Source organism: Sporanaerobacter sp. PP17-6a (genome assembly GCF_900095615.1).
Taxonomy (GTDB): Bacteria; Bacillota; Clostridia; order Tissierellales; family Acidilutibacteraceae; genus Acidilutibacter; species Acidilutibacter cellobiosedens.
The window spans coordinates 34,432-54,562 of record NZ_FMIF01000023.1; the positions used below are offsets into that span (position 1 = coordinate 34,432).

At 33.6% G+C, this 20,131-nt stretch carries 20 protein-coding genes; 17 read left to right on the forward strand and 3 right to left on the reverse strand.

Annotated elements, in window-relative coordinates; genetic code table 11:
• Nucleotides 1-5: 5 nt before the first annotated feature.
• Nucleotides 6-422 (reverse strand): acyl-CoA thioesterase, encoded by a 417-nt coding sequence (locus PP176A_RS09800; RefSeq protein ID WP_071140293.1) that lies wholly within the window; start codon nucleotides 420-422, stop codon nucleotides 6-8.
• A gap of 70 nt (nucleotides 423-492) precedes the next feature.
• Nucleotides 493-1,857, reverse strand: a complete 1,365-nt coding sequence (locus PP176A_RS09805) for an MATE family efflux transporter (RefSeq protein ID WP_071140294.1) — start codon at nucleotides 1,855-1,857, stop codon at nucleotides 493-495.
• Nucleotides 1,858-2,052: 195 nt separating this feature from the next.
• On the opposite strand from PP176A_RS09805, the gene PP176A_RS09810 reads away from it, so the two are divergent.
• The 14 genes from PP176A_RS09810 (at nucleotide 2,053) to glnA (ending at nucleotide 16,771) form a co-directional block, all read left to right on the forward strand.
• Nucleotides 2,053-2,859: a M55 family metallopeptidase gene (locus PP176A_RS09810; protein ID WP_071140295.1), complete on the forward strand. Its 807-nt coding sequence runs from the start codon at nucleotides 2,053-2,055 to the stop codon at nucleotides 2,857-2,859.
• Nucleotides 2,860-2,928: 69 nt separating this feature from the next.
• Nucleotides 2,929-4,299 carry an MATE family efflux transporter gene (locus tag PP176A_RS09815; protein WP_071140296.1) on the forward strand — a complete coding sequence of 457 codons (1,371 nt, stop codon included), beginning with the start codon at nucleotides 2,929-2,931 and terminating at the stop codon, nucleotides 4,297-4,299.
• Between the two features lie 82 nt (nucleotides 4,300-4,381).
• Nucleotides 4,382-5,677 (forward strand): amidohydrolase, encoded by a 1,296-nt coding sequence (locus tag PP176A_RS09820; protein WP_071140297.1) that lies wholly within the window; start codon nucleotides 4,382-4,384, stop codon nucleotides 5,675-5,677.
• A gap of 201 nt (nucleotides 5,678-5,878) precedes the next feature.
• On the forward strand, nucleotides 5,879-6,202 hold the full coding sequence (locus PP176A_RS09825) for a hypothetical protein (RefSeq protein WP_083381898.1): 324 nt from the start codon (nucleotides 5,879-5,881) through the stop codon (nucleotides 6,200-6,202).
• Entirely contained in the window at nucleotides 6,189-8,105 is a 1,917-nt protein-coding gene (locus PP176A_RS09830; protein WP_071140299.1) for a V-type ATP synthase subunit I, read from the forward strand. Before PP176A_RS09825 ends, PP176A_RS09830 begins: the two co-directional genes overlap by 14 nt.
• An 18-nt stretch (nucleotides 8,106-8,123) precedes the next feature.
• Nucleotides 8,124-8,624: a V-type ATP synthase subunit K gene (locus tag PP176A_RS09835; protein WP_071140300.1), complete on the forward strand. Its 501-nt coding sequence runs from the start codon at nucleotides 8,124-8,126 to the stop codon at nucleotides 8,622-8,624.
• A gap of 13 nt (nucleotides 8,625-8,637) precedes the next feature.
• Nucleotides 8,638-9,237 carry a V-type ATP synthase subunit E gene (locus tag PP176A_RS09840; protein WP_071140301.1) on the forward strand — a complete coding sequence of 200 codons (600 nt, stop codon included), beginning with the start codon at nucleotides 8,638-8,640 and terminating at the stop codon, nucleotides 9,235-9,237.
• Between the two features lie 26 nt (nucleotides 9,238-9,263).
• On the forward strand, nucleotides 9,264-10,256 hold the full coding sequence (locus tag PP176A_RS09845) for a V-type ATP synthase subunit C (protein ID WP_071140302.1): 993 nt from the start codon (nucleotides 9,264-9,266) through the stop codon (nucleotides 10,254-10,256).
• Nucleotides 10,249-10,572, forward strand: coding sequence for a V-type ATP synthase subunit F (locus PP176A_RS09850; RefSeq protein ID WP_071140358.1), 324 nt, complete (start codon nucleotides 10,249-10,251; stop codon nucleotides 10,570-10,572). The genes PP176A_RS09845 and PP176A_RS09850 overlap by 8 nt, the downstream gene beginning before the upstream one ends.
• 4 nt (nucleotides 10,573-10,576) lie before the next feature.
• A complete protein-coding gene (locus PP176A_RS09855; protein ID WP_071140303.1) occupies nucleotides 10,577-12,340 on the forward strand; it encodes a V-type ATP synthase subunit A in 1,764 nt (587 codons plus the stop codon).
• Between the two features lies 1 nt (nucleotide 12,341).
• Entirely contained in the window at nucleotides 12,342-13,724 is a 1,383-nt protein-coding gene (locus tag PP176A_RS09860; RefSeq protein WP_071140304.1) for a V-type ATP synthase subunit B, read from the forward strand.
• Complete coding sequence (locus tag PP176A_RS09865) at nucleotides 13,721-14,353, forward strand: V-type ATP synthase subunit D (protein ID WP_071140305.1); 633 nt, start codon at nucleotides 13,721-13,723, stop codon at nucleotides 14,351-14,353. The genes PP176A_RS09860 and PP176A_RS09865 overlap by 4 nt, the downstream gene beginning before the upstream one ends.
• Before the next feature lie 151 nt (nucleotides 14,354-14,504).
• Nucleotides 14,505-15,278 (forward strand): S-methyl-5'-thioinosine phosphorylase, encoded by a 774-nt coding sequence (locus tag PP176A_RS09870; protein WP_071140306.1) that lies wholly within the window; start codon nucleotides 14,505-14,507, stop codon nucleotides 15,276-15,278.
• A 140-nt stretch (nucleotides 15,279-15,418) separates the two neighbouring features.
• Complete coding sequence (glnA, locus tag PP176A_RS09875) at nucleotides 15,419-16,771, forward strand: type I glutamate--ammonia ligase (RefSeq protein ID WP_071140307.1); 1,353 nt, start codon at nucleotides 15,419-15,421, stop codon at nucleotides 16,769-16,771.
• Nucleotides 16,772-16,827: 56 nt separating this feature from the next.
• On the opposite strand, the gene PP176A_RS09880 is transcribed toward glnA, so the two are convergent.
• Nucleotides 16,828-17,706 carry a TrmH family RNA methyltransferase gene (locus PP176A_RS09880; protein ID WP_071140308.1) on the reverse strand — a complete coding sequence of 293 codons (879 nt, stop codon included), beginning with the start codon at nucleotides 17,704-17,706 and terminating at the stop codon, nucleotides 16,828-16,830.
• A 275-nt stretch (nucleotides 17,707-17,981) separates the two neighbouring features.
• Between PP176A_RS09880 and PP176A_RS09885 the strand changes: the two genes are divergently transcribed.
• The 3 genes from PP176A_RS09885 to PP176A_RS09895 are packed head-to-tail and all read left to right on the forward strand — an operon-like array spanning nucleotide 17,982 to nucleotide 20,129.
• Complete coding sequence (locus PP176A_RS09885; RefSeq protein WP_071140309.1) at nucleotides 17,982-18,593, forward strand: hypothetical protein; 612 nt, start codon at nucleotides 17,982-17,984, stop codon at nucleotides 18,591-18,593.
• A 1-nt stretch (nucleotide 18,594) separates the two neighbouring features.
• Nucleotides 18,595-18,849 (forward strand): hypothetical protein, encoded by a 255-nt coding sequence (locus PP176A_RS09890; RefSeq protein WP_071140310.1) that lies wholly within the window; start codon nucleotides 18,595-18,597, stop codon nucleotides 18,847-18,849.
• Between the two features lie 14 nt (nucleotides 18,850-18,863).
• Nucleotides 18,864-20,129: an NAD(P)H-hydrate dehydratase gene (locus PP176A_RS09895; RefSeq protein WP_071140311.1), complete on the forward strand. Its 1,266-nt coding sequence runs from the start codon at nucleotides 18,864-18,866 to the stop codon at nucleotides 20,127-20,129.
• Nucleotides 20,130-20,131 lie beyond the last annotated feature (2 nt).

Below are 20,131 nucleotides of genomic sequence, written 5' to 3' on the forward strand. Positions count from 1 at the left end.
AATATTTAAAGTTTCTCTGCTCTTAATCGAGTGTTCCTTTCTTCTTCATCGGCAGGTTCATCCAACACTATATGGTGAGGGGTAGGCCGCCTATTTTCTCCTACAAAAACAAATGTTATAAATCCGTCTGAAAGAATATCGGAAGAATTATTTCTGGTTATTTTACAATAGACTGTGAAACTTGTCCGTTTGGCTCTGGCTATGTAAACTTCCATATTGATTACATTTCCCAGATCCGCGGGATGGGAAAAGGTAAGCCCGTGAATGTTTACACATAATATGCTTTCAGGTTTTTCTGTTTTTTTCGCGGCACATATAAAGCATGCTTCAACGAACCATTCTGCCATTCTTCCGGCAAACAGAGTACCGTGATGGTTTAAATCCTCAGATTTCACTAGATGAGCTACTTTAATTCTTTCCATAAATATTTTACCTCCCTTAAAATTAAAAGGTAATGAATTATACAACTTATTATAACACATTATCGTTAAGTCAAACTCTTTTTGTTTTCCATTTCCCGTTTTTGTATAATAATATGATTATGAGCATTTCCGATATATCCGTTACCATAAAACTTATCCATAAAAAAATTATAGGAAGTTGAAGCAAATTTGTAACTATAAAAAGCATGGGAACCTGAACCAGCCATCTGGATATAAAGCTTGAAATAAGATAAGGGATATTATAGCCTGAACCGGAAAAGGCCGAACTTATCCCCATAGATATTCCGCCGAATATTAAAGAAGGTATAATTATTCTTATCATCAATATCCCTATTTCTATTACATTTTTATCCGATATAAACAGTTTCATAATGTTTTCCGGAAATATTATGGCAACTACAGATACTAAAATCATCATTATTAAATTAAATTTAACAGAAAATTTTACGGTTTCTTCAGCTTTTTCCACACATTCCCCGCCGAGACATTGACCTATAATAGTACTTGAACTTATAGCTATCCCTGAGACAGGCATGAAACAAAAATTTAAAAGTTTTGCTCCTATTCCCATAGCGGCAACTGCATCAGTTCCATATAAAGATGCAAATTTAAGGGCGAGGACTCCGGCAAAATTTCGTGAGAAAATTTGAAGACCTGATGGAATTCCTATGGCTAACAATTTTTTATCGATATTCCAATCCAATTTAAATAAACCCTTAACTGAAATTTTAAGCTTTTTTTTACCCTTCAAAAGAATATAAAAGCCTAAAAGAAAAGCAATCGAAGTAGAAATAACGGTAGCAACGGCTGCTCCAAATACTCCCATATTTAATCCGGGTATTGAAGTTCCGGGAACAGTTTTAAACATGAGAAAAGGATCAAGTATTATATTTGTAACTGCTCCGACAATCATTATATACATTGGAGTTTTAGAATCTCCCAAGCACCTTAAAGCAGTATTTACAGAATAAGATGAGAAAGTTATGGGAAGAAAAAATATTCTTATATATCCAAAGTCCAATGCCGCCTTTATAACTATGTCGTCTTTGGTAAAATAGGAAAGTAGAGGTTTCAGGGATATTATCATTATACCTGCTGCTATGAATGCCACCAATGCTTTAAAGGTCAATGTTTGTTCTACAATTTTCTGAGTCTTTTTTTTGTTTCCCATTCCATAGCTTTGAGAAATAAGAGAAATGGAACTTGTCCCAATTATTTCATTCAATACTGTTACAAGTAAGAAAATTGTAGAGAATATAGTTATTCCCGCTACTGCAGAAGAGGATATTCTGCCTACCCACATCATATCTATGATATCATAAACATATTGTAGGAAATACCCTATCATTGTAGGAAAGGACAGCTTAAGCAAATTTTTTTTCAAGTCTCCCTCTAAAAGTTCACCGTTCTCCATATTTATACACCTCTTCGTGAAAATTTAGGCTTTCTAAATATACATCATAATATATTAGTAATGTTTTTACAATAGATTGAATGGATTTAACGCTGTATATAAAAATTAAAAATTTTTAATCTTTATATATAGAAAAAGTATGTAATATTAGTATAGAATAATAGTTAAGTATATGATAAGGAGGATTTATAATAGATGAAAATATTTATAAGTGCAGATATTGAAGGGACTACAGGAATTGCCCATTGGAGTGAAACGGAGAAGTCAGAGAAGGATTATCAATATTTTCAGGAACAGATGAACAGAGAAGTAAGAGCTGCCTGTGAAGGAGCTATAGAATCGGGGGCAAATGAGATATGGATAAAGGATGCTCATGATTCGGGAAGAAATATTGAACCGAATAAGATGCCGAGAAATGCAGACTTGAAAATCATAAGAGGCTGGTCCGGACATCCTCTTTCTATGATACAGGAACTAAATGAAACGTTTGATGCTATAATATTTACCGGATATCATTCCTGGGGGGGTTCGGACGGCAATCCTCTTGCTCATACCATGAACACCTCTTCCGTAAACATGATTAAAATAAACGGAGAATATTGCAGTGAATTTATGCTCCACGGTTATGGAGCTGCATATTTGAAGGTACCTGTGGCATTTTTGAGTGGAGATAAGGAATTATGCAGAGAAGTTAACAGAATAAATGAAAACATAGCAACTGTCGGAGTGAATGAAGGAGTTGGAAATTCATCCATCAGTATTCATCCGGACATGGCCGTTGAATTGATAAAGAAAGGAGTAAGCAAGTCCCTTAAAAAGGATTTGAGTAAGAATATTATTCAGCTTCCCGATAAATTTAAATTAGAGGTAGACTATACTACTCACGGGAAAGCTTATAAATCAAGTTTTTATCCGGGAGCAAGACTTGTTTCACCTAAAAAGGTAGTATTTGAAACTGAGGATTATTTTGAAATTATGAGAGCTGCAATGTTTATACTTTAGTACTTGTTTAGACTGTCTAAATATTGTACAATATAATACGTACATATTTAAATGGCAAAGGAGATTATTATGGCTGCGGAAATTGAAAGGGAAGAAAACAAAAGGATACGAAACAGAATACTTGCTATGATCATCCCTATCACTATTGAAAATATTCTCCAGATGATGACTGGTTTTGTTTCCATGGCAATGATAGGAAGAATAGATGCTATAGCAGTAGGGGCTTTGGGAATAAGCAATAGAATTACTCAAATAATATGGGCGCTGTTTAAGGGAATAGCTACAGGGGTAACAGTATTTGTTGCTCAGGCCTATGGTTCCAATAATGCCGAGAAGATAAAAAAGGTTGCAATGCAAGCTTTGCTGGCATCTGTAATTTTAGTGATGATACTTCAGCAGATTATATTCTGGAATGCTTCAAGTATTTTAAAAATTTTTAATCCTAGAGACGTCCTTCTCCAGAATGGAACAATGTATTTAAAAATTGTATCTTGGGGACTTCCCTTTATTACAATAGTATTGATTGTAGCGGGAATTCTTCAAGGTATGGGAAATACCAAAACTCCTATGAAAATAGCTCTTATCATGAATGTAATGAATATATTTTTCAGTTATATTTTGATATTTGGGAAATTTGGAATTAGTCCTCTTAAATTGAAGGGAGCGGCCATTTCTATTGTGTTAGCTCAAATTATTGCTGCTTTTTTAGGAATTTGGGTATTGTTTGGGAAAGATGGAATTTTATCTAATCATTTTAATAAAAAGTCTTTTAAATTAGATAAAGAGGAAATCATTTCGATATACAAAGTAGGATTACCTACTTCTTTTGAGTCGATATTTTGGCAGATAGCTGCCATTATAATTACAAAGGCTATACTTACTTACGGAGAATCGGCTTTAGCAGCTTATCAATTAGGTCTTCAGGCAGAATCGATTTCCTATATGCCTGCAGCAGGATTTTCCGTAGCGGCTACTACTTTTATAGGTCAGACCTTGGGCTCGGGGGAAAAAGATTTGGGAAGAAAATATTTAAAACAGTTGGTAATAGGAACATCAATTATCACTATATTTACGGGAGGTACTTTAACGTTTTTCCCTCAGCTGATAATGAGACTTCTTACAAATAATAAAGAGCTTATCAGTATTGGAATCGGATATTTGATAGCTATGGGAGTTGTCCAAATTCCTCAAAACATAGCAGGAGTATTAAACGGTGCTTTGAGAGGGGCAGGTTTTACAAGAGTACCCATGATTGTAGCAGGAGTCGGATTGTGGCTTATTAGAGTACCTTCAAGTCTGTTGGCGGCTTATTATTTTAAAACAAGTCTTTCCGTTATTTGGATTATTATAGGTGTGGATATGTTCTTTAGATTTTTATTAAGTTTTATAATATATAAAACAAAAGATATTTATAATATGGATTTAATTATAAATAAGTAATAAACAACCTCAAACAGTTCTACGGTTTGGGGTTATTTTTGTGATATAATATTTTTAAGAATTGGATTGGGAGGTATGTAAAATGTTGACATTGATAGAAGGTATTAAATTGCTTCCTATGGGAAGTTCTAAGAAAATTATTAATGATACGAATATTTATATTCAGAATGATAAAATTGTTCATATCGGAGATTTAAAAAGAGAAATGAATCCTGACAGAATAATAGATGGGAAAAATAAATTAGCTATGCCCGGCCTTATAAATGCACATACTCATATATCCATGTCTCTTATGAGAAATTTTGCAGATGATTTACCCCTTCAAGAATGGCTGACTCAGAAGATATGGCCTGTAGAAGCTCATCTTACAGCAGAAGATGTATATTGGGGTGCAATGTTAAGTATTGTGGAAATGATTCAATCAGGGACTACCTGCTTTGCAGATATGTATTTCTTTATGGATGAAGTGGGAAAGGCAATAGAGGAAAGCGGAATAAGAGGGATGATTTCAAGAGGGATTACGGAAGAAGATGATGAAGAAAAAAACGAGGAAAAGATAAAGGATACAAGAAATCTTTATAATAGTTGGAACGGTAAAGCCGACGGAAGGATAAAAGTATTTGTGGCACCTCACGCACCTTATACCTGCGGTGTGGGATTTTTGGAGAAAGCCTTGAATTTGGCAAAAGAACTAAATACGGCAATACATATTCATCTTTCGGAGACAAAAAGAGAAGTGGACGACAGTTTAAGAATATATGGAAAATCTCCAATAAAACACGTATACGATATAGGTTTATTTGATGTGCCTACATTGGCTGCCCATTGCGTTCATGTTTCCCCAGAGGATATAGAAATCCTTAAAGAGAAGAATGTCAACGTAGTAAATAATCCCGGAAGTAATCTGAAGCTGGCAAGCGGATTTGCTCCGGTAGTTGACATGCTTAAGGCCGGTGTTAATGTGGCTTTGGGAACAGACGGATCTTCCAGTAACAATAATCTTAATATGTTTGAGGAAATTAATTTGGCTGCTATTGTGAATAAGGGAATCACGGGAATTGCCACGGCAGTACCGGCGATAAAGGCAGTTGAAATGGCGACTGTAAATGGTGCTAAATCATTATTGTGGGAAAATGAAATAGGGACTATAGAAGTTGGGAAAAAGGCCGATATAATACTTATAGATACGAACAAACCCCATCTTTATCCCATGCATGATATCATATCTTCTCTTGCCTATACAGTACAAGGATCAGATGTGGATACAGTGATAGTAAACGGAAAGGTTATAATGGAGAAAAGAGAAATGAAAACTATGGATGTAGAAAAGATAAAATATAATGCGGAGAAATCTGCCGAGAGTTTAATAAAGAGATAGAAGATTGATAAAGATAGCAGAGTATTTCTACTGTCTTTATTAATAAATTGAGAATAATTTATTAAATATTGACTACTGTACATTTGATGGAGAGATAAGTCGATTTTTAATTTAAAGAAGGAATATATGGAATATCGGTGTTTTTACATGCTGATGTTACTATATAGTATTTTCTAATATATTAAAATGGTGGTGATAAAATTGCTTGATGTTTTAACTCAAATAAAAAATGCTGAAGATATTGCCGATGAAATTGAAACAGATGCCCAGCTCAAGACAAAAAAGCTGATTAAACTTACAGGAGAAAAAGCAGATATAGAAATGCAAAATGCAGTAAAGAAGGCTAAATCCATAGAAGAAGATATAATAAAAAGTAAAGAAGCTGAGGGAAGGAAAGAAGCTGAAATCATACTAAAATCGGCAGAAGAGGAATGTAAGAAAATTAAAGAAATACAAGATGACAAGATTGAAAAAGCAGTATCTCTTGTAATTGAGAGGATAGTGAACGGCTATGGCAATAGTTAAAATGAAAAAGATAATAATAGCAGCACCGGAAGAAGATAAGGCAAGTGTATTGAGTTCAATTCAGTCTAAAAATTGTATCGAGATTGTAGATTTAAAAAGCAATGTAGGGATTGAAGAATTGGATTATTCTAAAGGCGGTAATACTGTAAGCCAAAAAGAAATTGATTTAAATAATATAAAGTTTACGTATGATTTCCTTAAGCAGTACAATAAGGAAAAACATGGGATTTTGGACAAAAAAGAAATATTAACTGAAAAAGAGTTTAAAGAGTTAGGTAGGTTTTTAAAGTGGAAAAATGTATATTTACAATGTAAAGAAATAAGAGAAAAGCTGGAATCAGATAAAAATGAAATCTCCAAATTATCATCCTTGGCAGAACAATATGTTCCGTGGACAAACTTAGATGTAAAAGAGGAAGAACTTAGAAACCTGACAAGGATATCTTATTTTTGGGGAAGCGTATCAAAAAAATTTGAAAGTCAGATGTATGATGACTTAAAAACAGAATTTACTGATATATATATTGAAAAGATTTCAGAAAAAGGTCAAAATATAAATTTACTTTTATTAGGATACATAGACGATAAAAAAGATATCTCCGAAATACTCAAAAAATATGGATTTGCATATAACAATATGGATTTTAGTGATACACCTAAAAATAAAATTAAAAAATTAAATGAAGATATTCGACGTCTTAAAAATGAACATGAGAATATGAAAATAAGAGCTGAAAAGCTATCAGAGAACATTAAATATATAGAAAAGGTATATGATTATTTTACCAGCGAATTAGATAAAGAAAAAATTTTGTCGAAACTTTTAGAAACTAAAAAGACTTTTATGCTTGAAGGCTGGACTCCCGCTGATAAATCGGAAGAGATAAAATCATTTCTGAAATCCAAGTATGAATATATATATATTGAATTGAAGGATGTTTCAGAAGGCGACAATCCGCCTATAAAGCTGAAGAACAATTTTTTAGTTGAACCTTTTGAGATCATTACTTCATTATATGCCCTTCCTGTTTTTACTGAAATTGATCCTACTCCTGTTATTACACCTTTTTATATGGTGTTCTTTGGGATGATGATGGCGGATATAGGATATGGACTTGTCATGATTGCTGCATCATTATTCATGTTGAAATTCATGGATATGGAAGAAGGAATGAAAAAAATAGTAAAGTTAATATTTTACTGCGGATTTCCTACGATTTTATTTGGATTTTTATATGGAAGTTTTTTTGGAGGAATAATCGATTTGAAGCCGTTATGGGTTAGTCCAGTTGCCAACACGATGGATGTTTTGGTGGTTTCTCTTATTATGGGAATAATTCATATTTTTGCAGGCTTAGGAGTTAAAGCTTATATGCTTATTAGAGATAAAAAATATAAGGATGCATTTTATGATGTCTTCGCTTGGTATGGACTGATAATAGGCCTTATATGTATATTTTTGAAGGTAGGAGGCAATTTTTCAAAAATATTATCAGGGGTAAGTGCTTTAGTTCTTTTGCTGACTCAGGGCAGAGATAATAAGTCTATAGTAGGAAAATTTTTCGGCGGATTATATGGACTTTACGGTATAACCGGATACTTAGGAGATACCCTCTCTTATTCGAGGCTTTTAGCCTTAGGGCTTTCCTCAGGCCTTATAGGATGGGCTTTTAATATTCTTGTTGAAATGGTCGGAGGTAAAGGATTTATTTCCATGATATTTGCAGTATTAATATTTATAGCAGGCCATACTTTTAACCTTTTAATAGGTGGTTTGGGAACATTCGTACACACCTGTAGGCTTCAGTATCTGGAGTTCTTCGGAAAATTTTATGAAGGCGGAGGAAAGGCCTTCGAACCTTTAAGATTTAATACCAAATATATAAGAATTAAAACAGAATAATAACAAGGAGGAATTGTAATGAGTTCATTTGTAAGTTTTTTTCAAGAATTTGGAGGATTATTATTAGCATTATTGGCAGCAGTTTTATCGGCATTAATGGCTGGAATAGGTTCAGCTCGAGGCGTGGGGATTGTAGGGCAAGCTTCTGCGGGACTGGTTGCGGAAGAACCGGAAAAGTTTGCCAAAAGTCTTATACTTCAAGTTATACCAGGTACCCAAGGATTTTATGGATTTATTACGGCATTGATTATTATTTCAAGAATAGGACTTTTATCAGGAGGTGTAAAGCCTATAACTGTTGTTCAAGGTCTTTCACTTCTTTTGGCGGCGTTTCCCGTAATATTTGTTGAATACAAATCAGCTATTGATCAAGCAAATACAGCAGCTGCAGGAATAGAAATACTTGCTAAAAGGCCTGAAAAGTTTTTTAATGCGGTTATATATGCCGTAATGGTTGAAACTTATGCGGTGCTTGCACTTATAGTATCTGTACTTATGATAGTTAATATAAATCTGTAAGGAGATATATAATATGGCTGAAATTGATAGCTTGAAAAATAGAATATTGAAGGAAAGCAAGGATAAGGCTGAGGCTAAGGAAAGGGAAGCAGAAGCTCAAGTTCGGGAAATGCTGAAAGAATCGGAAGAAAAAATACAGGTTATATTAAATGACGGAAAAATTAAAGGAGAAAAAGAAGGAGATGCATTAAAAAATAGAATAATTTCAAAAGCACACATGGACTACAAAAATATGATTCTTGAAGCGAAGCAGGAAGCCTTAGAGAAGATTTTTGAACTTGTTTTACAGAGAATTAAAGAAATGAATAAGGAAGATTATACTCATTTTTTGGAAAGACTTCTTATACATAATACGGAGACAGGAACAGAAGAGGTTATATTGTCCAAAAATGATGAAGAAGGAATAGATGCGGAACTGCTGAATAAGGTAAATAAAGAGCTTATTTCTCAGGGAAAAGAAGGAAAATTGATACTGAAAGGTTATAGAGATAGTATAAGTTCAGGGTTTATTCTTCAAAGAGACGGTATAGAAATTAACTGCTCTCCAAAGTCACAGCTCAGATTATTAAGGGACAACCTTGAAGAAGAATTAGTGGATATTCTTTTTAAATAAGTATACCTCTTAAGGAGGATTGTATAATGGATAATAGTATTTTTATTAATAGTATCAGCCATATGAGAGTTCTGGAAGCAAGGATGTTCAGCAAAGCAAAGCTTGATTCCTTAGTAGATTCAGAGGACTTTTCAGACTGTGTAAGGATGCTTCAGAATTCTTATTATGGGAAATATGTAAATATGATTTCTTATGAGAAAGGGTTAAAGTTAGCTGTTGAAGATTTCTATAAGGATATGTATAAGCTTTTTCCTTTAAGAGAAGTAGTGGATATAATGGCTGTAAAATATGACAATCACAATCTAAAGGCAATTATAAAGGGAGAAATTTATAAAAAAGATTTTCGGGATATGATTATTGATGCTGGGAGCATTCCTGTGGATGTTTTAATGAATGGAATAAAAAAGAGAAATTTTGCTGATATACCGGAAACAATTTCATTGATGATAGAAAGAATATTTGACAGTTATAATCATAAAAAAAATCCTCAGGATATTGATATGGAAATAGATAAAGAAATTTATAAATACATGTTTCAAATAGCTGAAAAAAGTGAGATGCCGTATCTTTTTGATTTTACTAAATGTTCGATAGATTTATCTAATATAAGAATGTTTATTAGAATAAAGGCCCAAGGGAAAGGAGAGGAATTTTTAAAGAGAGCTTTTATATATGGAGGAAAATTGAATTTAGATCTGTTTGTATCCTACATAAATGAGCCGCTAGTTAGATTTTCAGATAAGATCATGTATACTCCATATGGAAAATGGTCTGAAGGATGTATAAAAAAATATATCGAAACTAAAGACTTGTCATTAATAGATAAGTTCAGTGATGACTTCATGACTAATTATTTAAAGAAAGCAAAGCTGATAAGCTTTGGGCCGGAACCAATTATTGCATATATATTTGCAAAGGAAAATGAAATTAAGGCTGTGAGAATAATTTTAACAGGTAAAAAGAACGGTGTAGACCCGGATATTATAAAAGAAAGGCTGCGTGAAAGATATTATGTATAAGATAGGTGTCGTAGGCGAAAAGGATATAGTAACGGCTTTTCTTGCTCTTGGGATTACGATAAAGCCTGTGGAAAATTCCGGGGAAGCGGTAAAAGCTGTGAATAATATGGCGAAAGATGGATACGGACTGATATTTGTAACTGAAACTATGGCACAGAATATGAAAGAGACTATAGAAAGGTATAAAAGCGAGATGCTCCCTGGAATTATTCTTATACCAGGAGTTCAAGGAAGCCTTGGAATAGGTCTTGAGGCAATAAAAGACAATGTAGAAAAAGCAGTAGGAGTTGATATTTTAACAAAGAAAGAAGGTTGATGATTTGAGTAATGGAAGGGTTGTTAAAATTTCAGGGCCTCTGGTTATAGCAGAGGGAATGGATGGATCGAAGATGTTCGATGTTGTCAGAGTAGGGAAGGCAAAATTAATTGGTGAGATAATAGAGATGAGGGGAGATAAAGCATCCATACAAGTATATGAGGAAACTTCCGGTTTAAAACCGGGAGAAGACGTTGTATCCTCCGGTTATCCCCTTAGTGCAGAATTAGGGCCCGGCCTTATTGAAGGAATATTTGACGGGATACAAAGACCTCTTAGAGATATAGCTGAGATAGCAGGGAGTTTTATTTCAAGGGGAATAGATGTAGTATCCCTTGACAGAAATAAAAAATGGCATTTTCATCCTGTAAAAAAGCCGGGAGACCATGTGGTGCCGGGAGATGTTATAGGAACGGTACAGGAAACTTCAATAGTGGAGCATAAGATAATGATTCCCTATGGGATAGAAGGAGAGTTAGTTGAGATAAACGAAGGAGATTATACAATTATAGAGCCTGTCGGTAAGATCAGAGTTAAAAGCGGAGAAATAAAGGATGTTATAATGCTGCAGAAATGGCCTGTAAGGAAGGGAAGACCATATAAAAGCAAACTTGCACCTGAGGAGCCTATGATTACGGGACAGAGAATAATAGATACATTTTTTCCTGTAGCAAAGGGAGGAACTGCCTGCGTTCCGGGACCTTTCGGAAGCGGAAAAACCGTTGTTCAGCATCAGCTGGCGAAATGGGCAGATGCGGAAATAGTTGTTTATGTAGGCTGCGGTGAGAGGGGCAACGAGATGACGGATGTTCTGATGGAATTTCCGCAGCTTAAAGATCCTAAATCCGGAGAAGCATTGATGAAAAGGACGGTACTTATTGCCAATACTTCCAATATGCCTGTTGCTGCCCGTGAAGCTTCAATATATACGGCTATTACTATAGCTGAATATTTTAGAGATATGGGGTATTCTGTTGCTCTTATGGCAGATTCTACATCAAGATGGGCTGAGGCCCTTCGTGAGATGTCGGGGCGTCTTGAAGAGATGCCAGGTGAAGAAGGTTATCCTGCTTATTTGTCGTCGAGACTTGCCGAGTTTTATGAAAGAGCAGGTAAGGTTATATGTCTTGGAGATGATGACAGAAAGGGAGCATTGACTGTTGTGGGAGCAGTGTCTCCTCCTGGAGGAGATTTGTCTGAACCGGTAGTTCAAGCAACTCTGAAAATAGTTAAAGTGTTTTGGGGACTTGATTCTAATCTTGCCTATAAAAGACATTTTCCGGCTATAAATTGGCTTTTAAGCTATTCACTTTATCTTGATAAAATTGGTGAGTGCATAGAAAAATCAGGAGCCGAAGGATGGATGAAATTAACAAGGGATGCAATGAAGGTTCTTCATGAGGAATCGGAGCTAAATGAAATTGTTAGATTAGTCGGAATAGATTCACTGTCACAAGAGGATAAACATACTTTAGAATCGTCAAGATCTTTGAGAGAAGATTATCTTCATCAAAATGCCTTTGATGATATAGACACTTATACATCTATTAAAAAACAGTATAAAATATTAAAGCTGATAATGGACTTTTATTCTCTCGGACAAAAAGCTATCAAAAATGGAGTTCCTTTCGATAAAATTGCTTCTTTACCCATTAGAAATGAAATATCCAGAGCAAAATATATTCCAGAGAATAATATTGAAAAAATTGATGAAATGGATTTATCCCTCAGACAGGAAATAGAAGATTTGATGGAGGGGAGAGTATAAAATGGTTAAGGAATATAAAACAATAAAAGAAGTTGCAGGACCTTTGATGATTGTGGATATGGTAGAAGATGCGGCCTATGATGAGTTAGTTGAAATTGAAACCCAGTCGGGAGAAGTGAGAAGAGGACGAGTTCTTGAAATAAATGGGAATAAAGCATTGATTCAGCTTTTTGAAAGTTCCATGGGAATAAATTTAAAGAACAGTAAAGTGAGATTTCTGGGTAAATCTCTTGAACTTGGGGTTTCCACTGATATGCTCGGAAGAATATTTGACGGCTTAGGCAGACCAAAGGATGGAGGGCCTAAAATAATCCCTGATAAAAGAGTGGATGTTGAGGGAGAACCTATAAATCCGGTTTCAAGAGATTATCCTTCGGAATTTATACAAACGGGAATATCTGCAATAGATGGACTAAATACATTGGTAAGAGGACAAAAACTTCCCATATTTTCAGGTTCTGGGCTTCCTCATTCAAGACTTGCCGCTCAGATAGCAAGACAGGCAAAAGTTTTGGGATCTGAGAGTGAATTTGCTGTTGTATTTGCAGCTATGGGAATAACATTTGAGGAAGCAAACTTTTTTATGGAAGATTTTAAGAAAACGGGAGCTATAAACAGGGCGGTTTTGTTTGTAAACCTTGCCGATGATCCTCCGATTGAAAGAATTGCAACTCCGAGAATGGCACTTACATGTGCAGAATATTTAGCATATGAAAAGGATATGCATGTTTTAGTTATAATGACAGATATGACAAATTATGCAGAGGCTTTAAGAGAAATTTCCGCAGCCAGAAAAGAGGTACCGGGAAGAAGAGGCTATCCTGGGTATCTATATACAGATCTTTCTACTTTGTATGAAAGGGCAGGAAGAATAATCGGGAAAAAAGGCTCAATAACTCAGATACCTATTCTTACGATGCCGGAAGATGACATAACCCATCCTATTCCGGATCTTACGGGGTATATAACGGAAGGACAGATAATATTAAGCCGTGAGCTTTACAGAAAGGGAATTATACCTCCGGTTAATGTTCTTCCGTCTCTTTCGAGGCTGAAAGATAAGGGTATAGGTAAAGGGAAAACAAGGGAGGACCATGCAGATACTATGAACCAATTATTTGCAGCTTATGCTCAAGGAAAGCAGTCTAAGGAGTTGGCTATAGTATTGGGAGAATCGGCTTTGTCTGATATGGATAAGATATATGCTAAATTTGCCGATGAATTTGAAAATAGATATGTTTCTCAGGGAGAATATGAGGAAAGAAGTATAGAAGAGACTTTAAACCTTGGATGGGAACTTCTCGGAATGATTCCTGTTTCAGAACTAAAGAGAATAAAAGATGAATATATAGAGAAGTATCTCCGAAAGGATGAAAAAGAATGAGATTGAATGTAAATCCGACAAGAATGGAACTTACTAACCTTAAAAAAAGGCTTAATGTAGCAGAGAAAGGCCATAAACTCTTGAAGGATAAACAAGACGAGCTTATGAAAAAATTTATTGATATGATCAGGCTGAACAATGACCTTAGAGTAAAGGTTGAAAATGAACTTTCTCAATCTTTGAAGGATTTCATGATGGCAAAAGCTGTTATGGGAACAGAAGTTCTTGAGGAATCCATAATGATTCCTATTGAAGAAATAAGCCTTGACATATCTAAGAAAAATATAATGGGTGTTAGTGTTCCTGAAATGAATTTTGTAAAAAAAGGTAAAGACAATTTTAGTATTTATCCCTATGGTTTTGTTCAGACTACCGGAGAACTGGATATGGCAATAAAAAAATTTTATGATATCCTTCCCTCTTTACTTCGATTGGCCGAAATAGAGAAATCATGCCAGCTTATGGCAGATGAAATCGAAAAGACAAGAAGAAGAGTCAACGCATTGGAATATATAATGATACCCCAATTAGAAGAAACTATAAAATATATAACTATGAAGTTGGAAGAAAATGAAAGAGGAAACATCGTAAGGCTTATGAAAGTTAAATTAATAATAGAAAATGAATAGTACTGAAGGTAATTAAAAAGTAACTTTTGCTTTTTATTTAATATGGCGGAAGTTACTTTTTTTAGGTTGATATCGTATTGAGATGAAGTTTATTTGTGATATAATGGTTATAGTATGAGAATATTTTTATTCTTTGGGAGGAAAGAGGATTATGTTAAAGGCTATAATTGGTGGTACGGGAGTATATGATATAGGGGATAAAATGAGTGAAAAAGCTGTGTGGACTGAATATGGTGAAGTTTTGATAGATGTAGTGGAAGTTCAGGATGAGGAAATAGCTTTTTTAGCAAGGCATGGTAAAAATCATTCTGTTCCTCCTCACTTGATAAATTACAGGGCAAATATGAAGGCACTGAAAAAGGTCGGAGTAAAATATGTATATTCGACGGCAGCCGTAGGTTCAATGAATGAGAAATATAAACCGGGCAGCATAGTAGTAATTAAAGATTTTATGGATTTTACAAAATCGAGGCCCTCTACTTTTTATGAAGGCAAAGAAAAAGGAGTAGTTCATGTCGATATGAGGGAACCCTACTGTAGAAATTTAATAAAACTTTTTTATGAGGAAGCAAAGAAAGAAAATCTTCCTATTGCTGGAGAAGGAGTTTATGTATGTACTGAAGGTCCGAGATTTGAAACCGTTAGTGAGATTAAAATGTATAAGTCCTTAGGAGGAGATGTAGTAGGTATGACTAATGTTCCGGAAGTAGTTTTGGCAAAGGAATTAGGAATGTGCTATAGTACTGTAGGGATTGTAACAAATTGGTGCAGCGGAATAGATAATCACGATACGGCAATCCATGATATTTCTCAGGCAATAGGAGATAAGAAGGAAAAAATAACAAAGATATTTACAGAAATATTTAAAAGAGAATTGGATCAGGAAAACTGTAAATGTAATAAATCTTTTATTAGATTAAAATAGGTTTTCTCATCGGTTACAAAAAATAAATTTAAAATATTTTTTGTTGAAAACATTATCCTCTGAAATATCACCTTGACTTTTTCATGGTAAAGAGATAAAATTAAAAAATATTTATTGAAATATGAATAAGGAGGATCAGCATGAAAGAGTTGAAGGGTGAAAAAGAAAATCAGATTGAAAATATCAGAAGAATTATTAAAGAAAAAGAGATCAGATTTATAGTTCTTCAAATTACAGATATTTTTGGAAAATCTAAAAAAGTCACTTTACCTTCCAGTCAATTGGATAAAATACTTGCTAATGAAGTCATGTTTGACGGTTCATCAATTGAAGGTTTTACCAGAATAGAAGAATCAGACATGTACTTATATCCTGATTTATCCACCTTTGTGGTACTTCCTTGGAAAACTCATGGAGGAGAAAATACTGCCCGTATAATATGTGATGTATATACTCCTCAGGGAGAACCATTTGTTGGCTGCCCAAGGCACGTTCTTAAGTCAGCTTTGAAAAAAGCAGAAGATATGGGATATGATTTTTATGTAGGACCTGAACCGGAATTTTATATATTTGGCTTGGATGAAGACGGAAATCCTATATTAGATAGTAATGATAAGGCAGGATATTTTGACATCGCCCCGTTAGATGAGGGAGAAGAAGTAAGGGAAGCTATAGTTCTTACTTTAGAAGGATTAGGCTTTGAAGTGGAAGCTTCTCATCATGAAGTAGGGCCGGGACAGCAAGAAATTGATTTTAAATATGCTGATGCCTTAACTACTGCAGACAGAATTACTACATTCAGATATGTGGTTAAAAAGGTAGCAGATGATTTAGGGCTCTTTGCCACCTTTATGCCGAAACCTGTGACAGGAATTGCGGGTTCGGGAATGCATTTAAATATGTCACTTTTTAAAAACGGAGAAAATATATTTTATGATAAAAATACAGAAGATCACATCAGTCAAGAGGCCCTCTATTTTTTAGGAGGAATTCTCAAACATGTTAAAGGATATCTGGCTATAACAAACCCTTTAATTAATTCTTACAAAAGGTTGGTTTCAGGATTTGAAGCTCCCGTCTATATAGCTTGGTCTGAAAGAAACAGGAGTCCTTTGGTTAGAATACCCGCAAAAAGAGGTTTGTCTACGAGATTTGAACTTAGATGTCCTGACCCTTCCTGTAATCCATACTTAGCTTTAGCAGCTGTTCTTACTGCTGGCCTTGACGGAATAAAGAATAAAATTGTTCCCCCTGCACCTATTAATGAAAATATCTATTCAATGAGTTCGAAGGAAAGAGAAGAAAAAGGAATAAAGTGCTTACCCAAAAATATTCTTGAAGCAATAGATGAGTTTTCAAAAGATGAATTAATAAAAGATGCATTGGGAGCGCATATAACTAATAAATATATTTCCGCTAAATTAAAGGAATGGGAAGAATACAGACAGATAGTTCAGCCTTATGAGATTAAGGAATACCTTAAGGAATATTAATTAGCCCCTGATTGCCAAATTTTTAATAGATAAAAAATTAAGATAAGAATTAATTCTTATCTTAATTTTTTTTGTTTTAATGTTATTTCATATAGTATTACTGTTGCTGCAATAGCCACATTTAATGAATCACAGTCTCCGAACATGGGAATGGAAACGGAAGTATGATTTGTGCTGTACCATTCTTCCGATATACCGTATTTTTCGCTTCCCATTACTACTGCTATTCTTCCAGTGTAATCCGATTCGTAAAAATTTAAATTTCCTTTAGTATCTGTAAGGATTATCTTAAAATTATTTTTATTGAGCCATTTTATGGTTTCGTCGAAATTCGAGTCGATAACCGGTACCTTAAAAAAACTGCCCATACTGCTTCGTATAAGCTTAGGATGATTTAGCCGAATTTTTCTGTTAGTAAAAATTACTCCGTCTACATCGGTAGCATCTGCCGATCTTATTATAGTTCCTACGTTTCCCTGTATTTCCAATCCATCAAGGATGACCAAAGTGCTGTTATTTTTTAATGGAATGTCTTCTAAACTTTTAATGGGTAAATAACATACTGCAATGAGACCTTGAGAATTTACCTTTTCACTTATAGCTTCAAATACTTTCTTTGAAATTGCAAATATTTTTTGAGTACTTTCGGCATAGCTGTTAACTAATTCTTGGGCTTCTATGGTATATATTTCTTCAATGGATATTAAAAAATATTTTATTTTAATATTATATTTTTCAACCATGTTTAATTCCCATATTCCTTCTACAACACCTAATTTTTCGGGATTTGGTTTTGTGTTTTTATTCAGAGCCCTTATAATATTTATTATTCTATTGTTTTTGCCTATGAATTGAATTTTATTTCCGTATCTTTCTTTAAATATATTTTCTTTTTCTTCCAAAGTATAAGATTTTAAATCTGTAAAATGGTTCATATCATTTTCCTTTCATTAATATTTTTATATTCCATAGGAAAATCATAATTTCCTTAATATATTAATGCTTCAATAGAGGCCTTTTTTATGAGACTAAATTCCTATTTTTTTGATTTAATAAAAATTGTTTTTTGAATAAAATTCTTATATTCAGCTATAAAGGCATTTTTAAACCCTATTTAATAATATCATACATTCCGTAAAAATTTAACATCTAAAATACTTTTTAATTAATAGCCCTGTTTATAGTATAATTAAATTAAGGGGGTATGGAAATGATTTTAAAACAAATAAATATAGATGATGATATAATGGTAAAAAATAAAATTCCAATATTAATTGAAGATAAAAATTGGATTAAGCTATTCGAAGACGTAGATTGTATAGATATTCAAAAATTAAAAAAGAAACTTGAAGAGTCTTTAGAATCTGAAAGAAATTTATTTAAAGAAATAGATGATCTTCAATATAGAAAATCACAGATCATGAAGAAGATCCTTGAAGTGTCTAATGCGGTTAATAATAAAGAAGAATTTGAAGAAGTTGATAAATTGGATGATTATAAGGAAGAGATTTTATCAATTAATGAAAGGGCAGATGAATTATCTCTTGATTCCGAAGCGATTTCTAAAGAAATTGAGGAGATAAATTTTCAGCTTTTGAAATCTACAATAGAATATGGATATAATATTTTAAAACAGGAAAAAGAAAGATTTAATTTTTTAGTAGAGGAAATAGATAGAATGAGAGAAGAAACTAAAACCCTTATAAATGAAAAGTATGATCATGAAGAAAGAATAAATGGCATATATATATTTCTGCATAATATGTTGGGAAATGACGAAATAGAAAAATTAGATAAAAGAATATTAGATAGAGAGGGTTAATATGCTTATTAAAGTTATATTTTTGATACTATTGTTATTAGGAGTTTTAGAAATATTTTTTGGATTTTTTACGATGATAATTGAAAGATATATTCGAAAGAAAAAATTAGATGATAAATCAAAAGGAAAAATAAAGTTATTTTTTGTTTTAATATTTTTTATAGGAGTTATATATTTTCTGTTTCAGTTTGTTATAGTTATGGCTAATTTATTAGGAATAAATTTAGGCAAAAGATTTACCGACATATTCAGATAAAGGAGATATTAATTATGATCGTGAATGTTGGTACCGATATTGTAAAGGTGGAAAGAATAAAAAATATATTAGAAAGATATGATGAAAAATTTTTAAATAGGATTTTTACTAAAGAGGAAATAGAATATATCAGATACAAGAATAAAAGTTTTACTACTGTAAGCGGAATGTTTGCCGGAAAAGAAGCTGTATTAAAGGTCTTAGGCATAGGAATGGGAAAAATTTCATGGAAGGATATAGAAATAATTCATGATAAGAAAGGTAAACCGTCAGTCAGATTGAGAGGAAAGGGATATTCTATCTTTAGTGGAAAAACTATAGACAATATTCATATCAGCATAAGTCATGAGAAAGATTATGCTATAGCCTATGCTGTAGGAGAAAGAAATTCCTGCGGCGATGAAATTGTTGTTGATGAAAATATGATTTCTATATTACCTAAGAGAAAGAAAGATTCCTATAAAGGAAATTACGGAAGAGTAGGAGTGATAGGAGGAAGTTTGAAATATACCGGAGCTCCTTTTCTTTGCAGCAAATCTTCTTTAAAGACCGGAAGCGGATTGGTATATTCTATAGTTCCCAAATCAATAAGAGACATTCTTTCCGTTAAATTTACGGAAGAAATAGTAATTTCTGTTGAAGATGATAAAAAAGGATTTTTTAATTTGTCTTCAATGGATGAAATGTTAAATCAAATAAGTGAAATGGATGCTTTGGCTTTGGGACCGGGCATTGATCGAGACGAGGAAACAAAGGAAATGGTATTTGAAGTACTGAAAAACTTTAAAGGCCCTATAGTACTGGATGCAGATGGACTTTACTTTCTATCCTTTGATTTGGATGTTCTTTATGAAAGAAAAGGACCGACCGTTATTACACCCCATATGGGAGAATTTTCAAGGCTTATTAAACTCTCTCCGGAGGATATAAAACTTAACAAAATTAAGTATTCTAAAAATTTTTCTGCAAAATATAATGTAATAACTGTTCTTAAAGGGGTAAATACTATTGTTGCAAGTCCGCAAGGAAATGTTTATGTGAACAGAACAGGAAATCCGGGCATGGCTACAGCAGGAAGCGGAGATGTCTTGACGGGCATAATATTGAGTTTGTTAGGGCAAGGTATTGATGAGTTTCATAGTAGCATGTTGGGGGTATATGTTCATGGACTTTCGGGAGATCTTGCCAAATTATCAAAGGGAGAATACGGCATGACCGCAGGAGACATAATGAATAGTATACCTTCGATATTAAATATTATGGAAAAAAGGTTGGGATAATT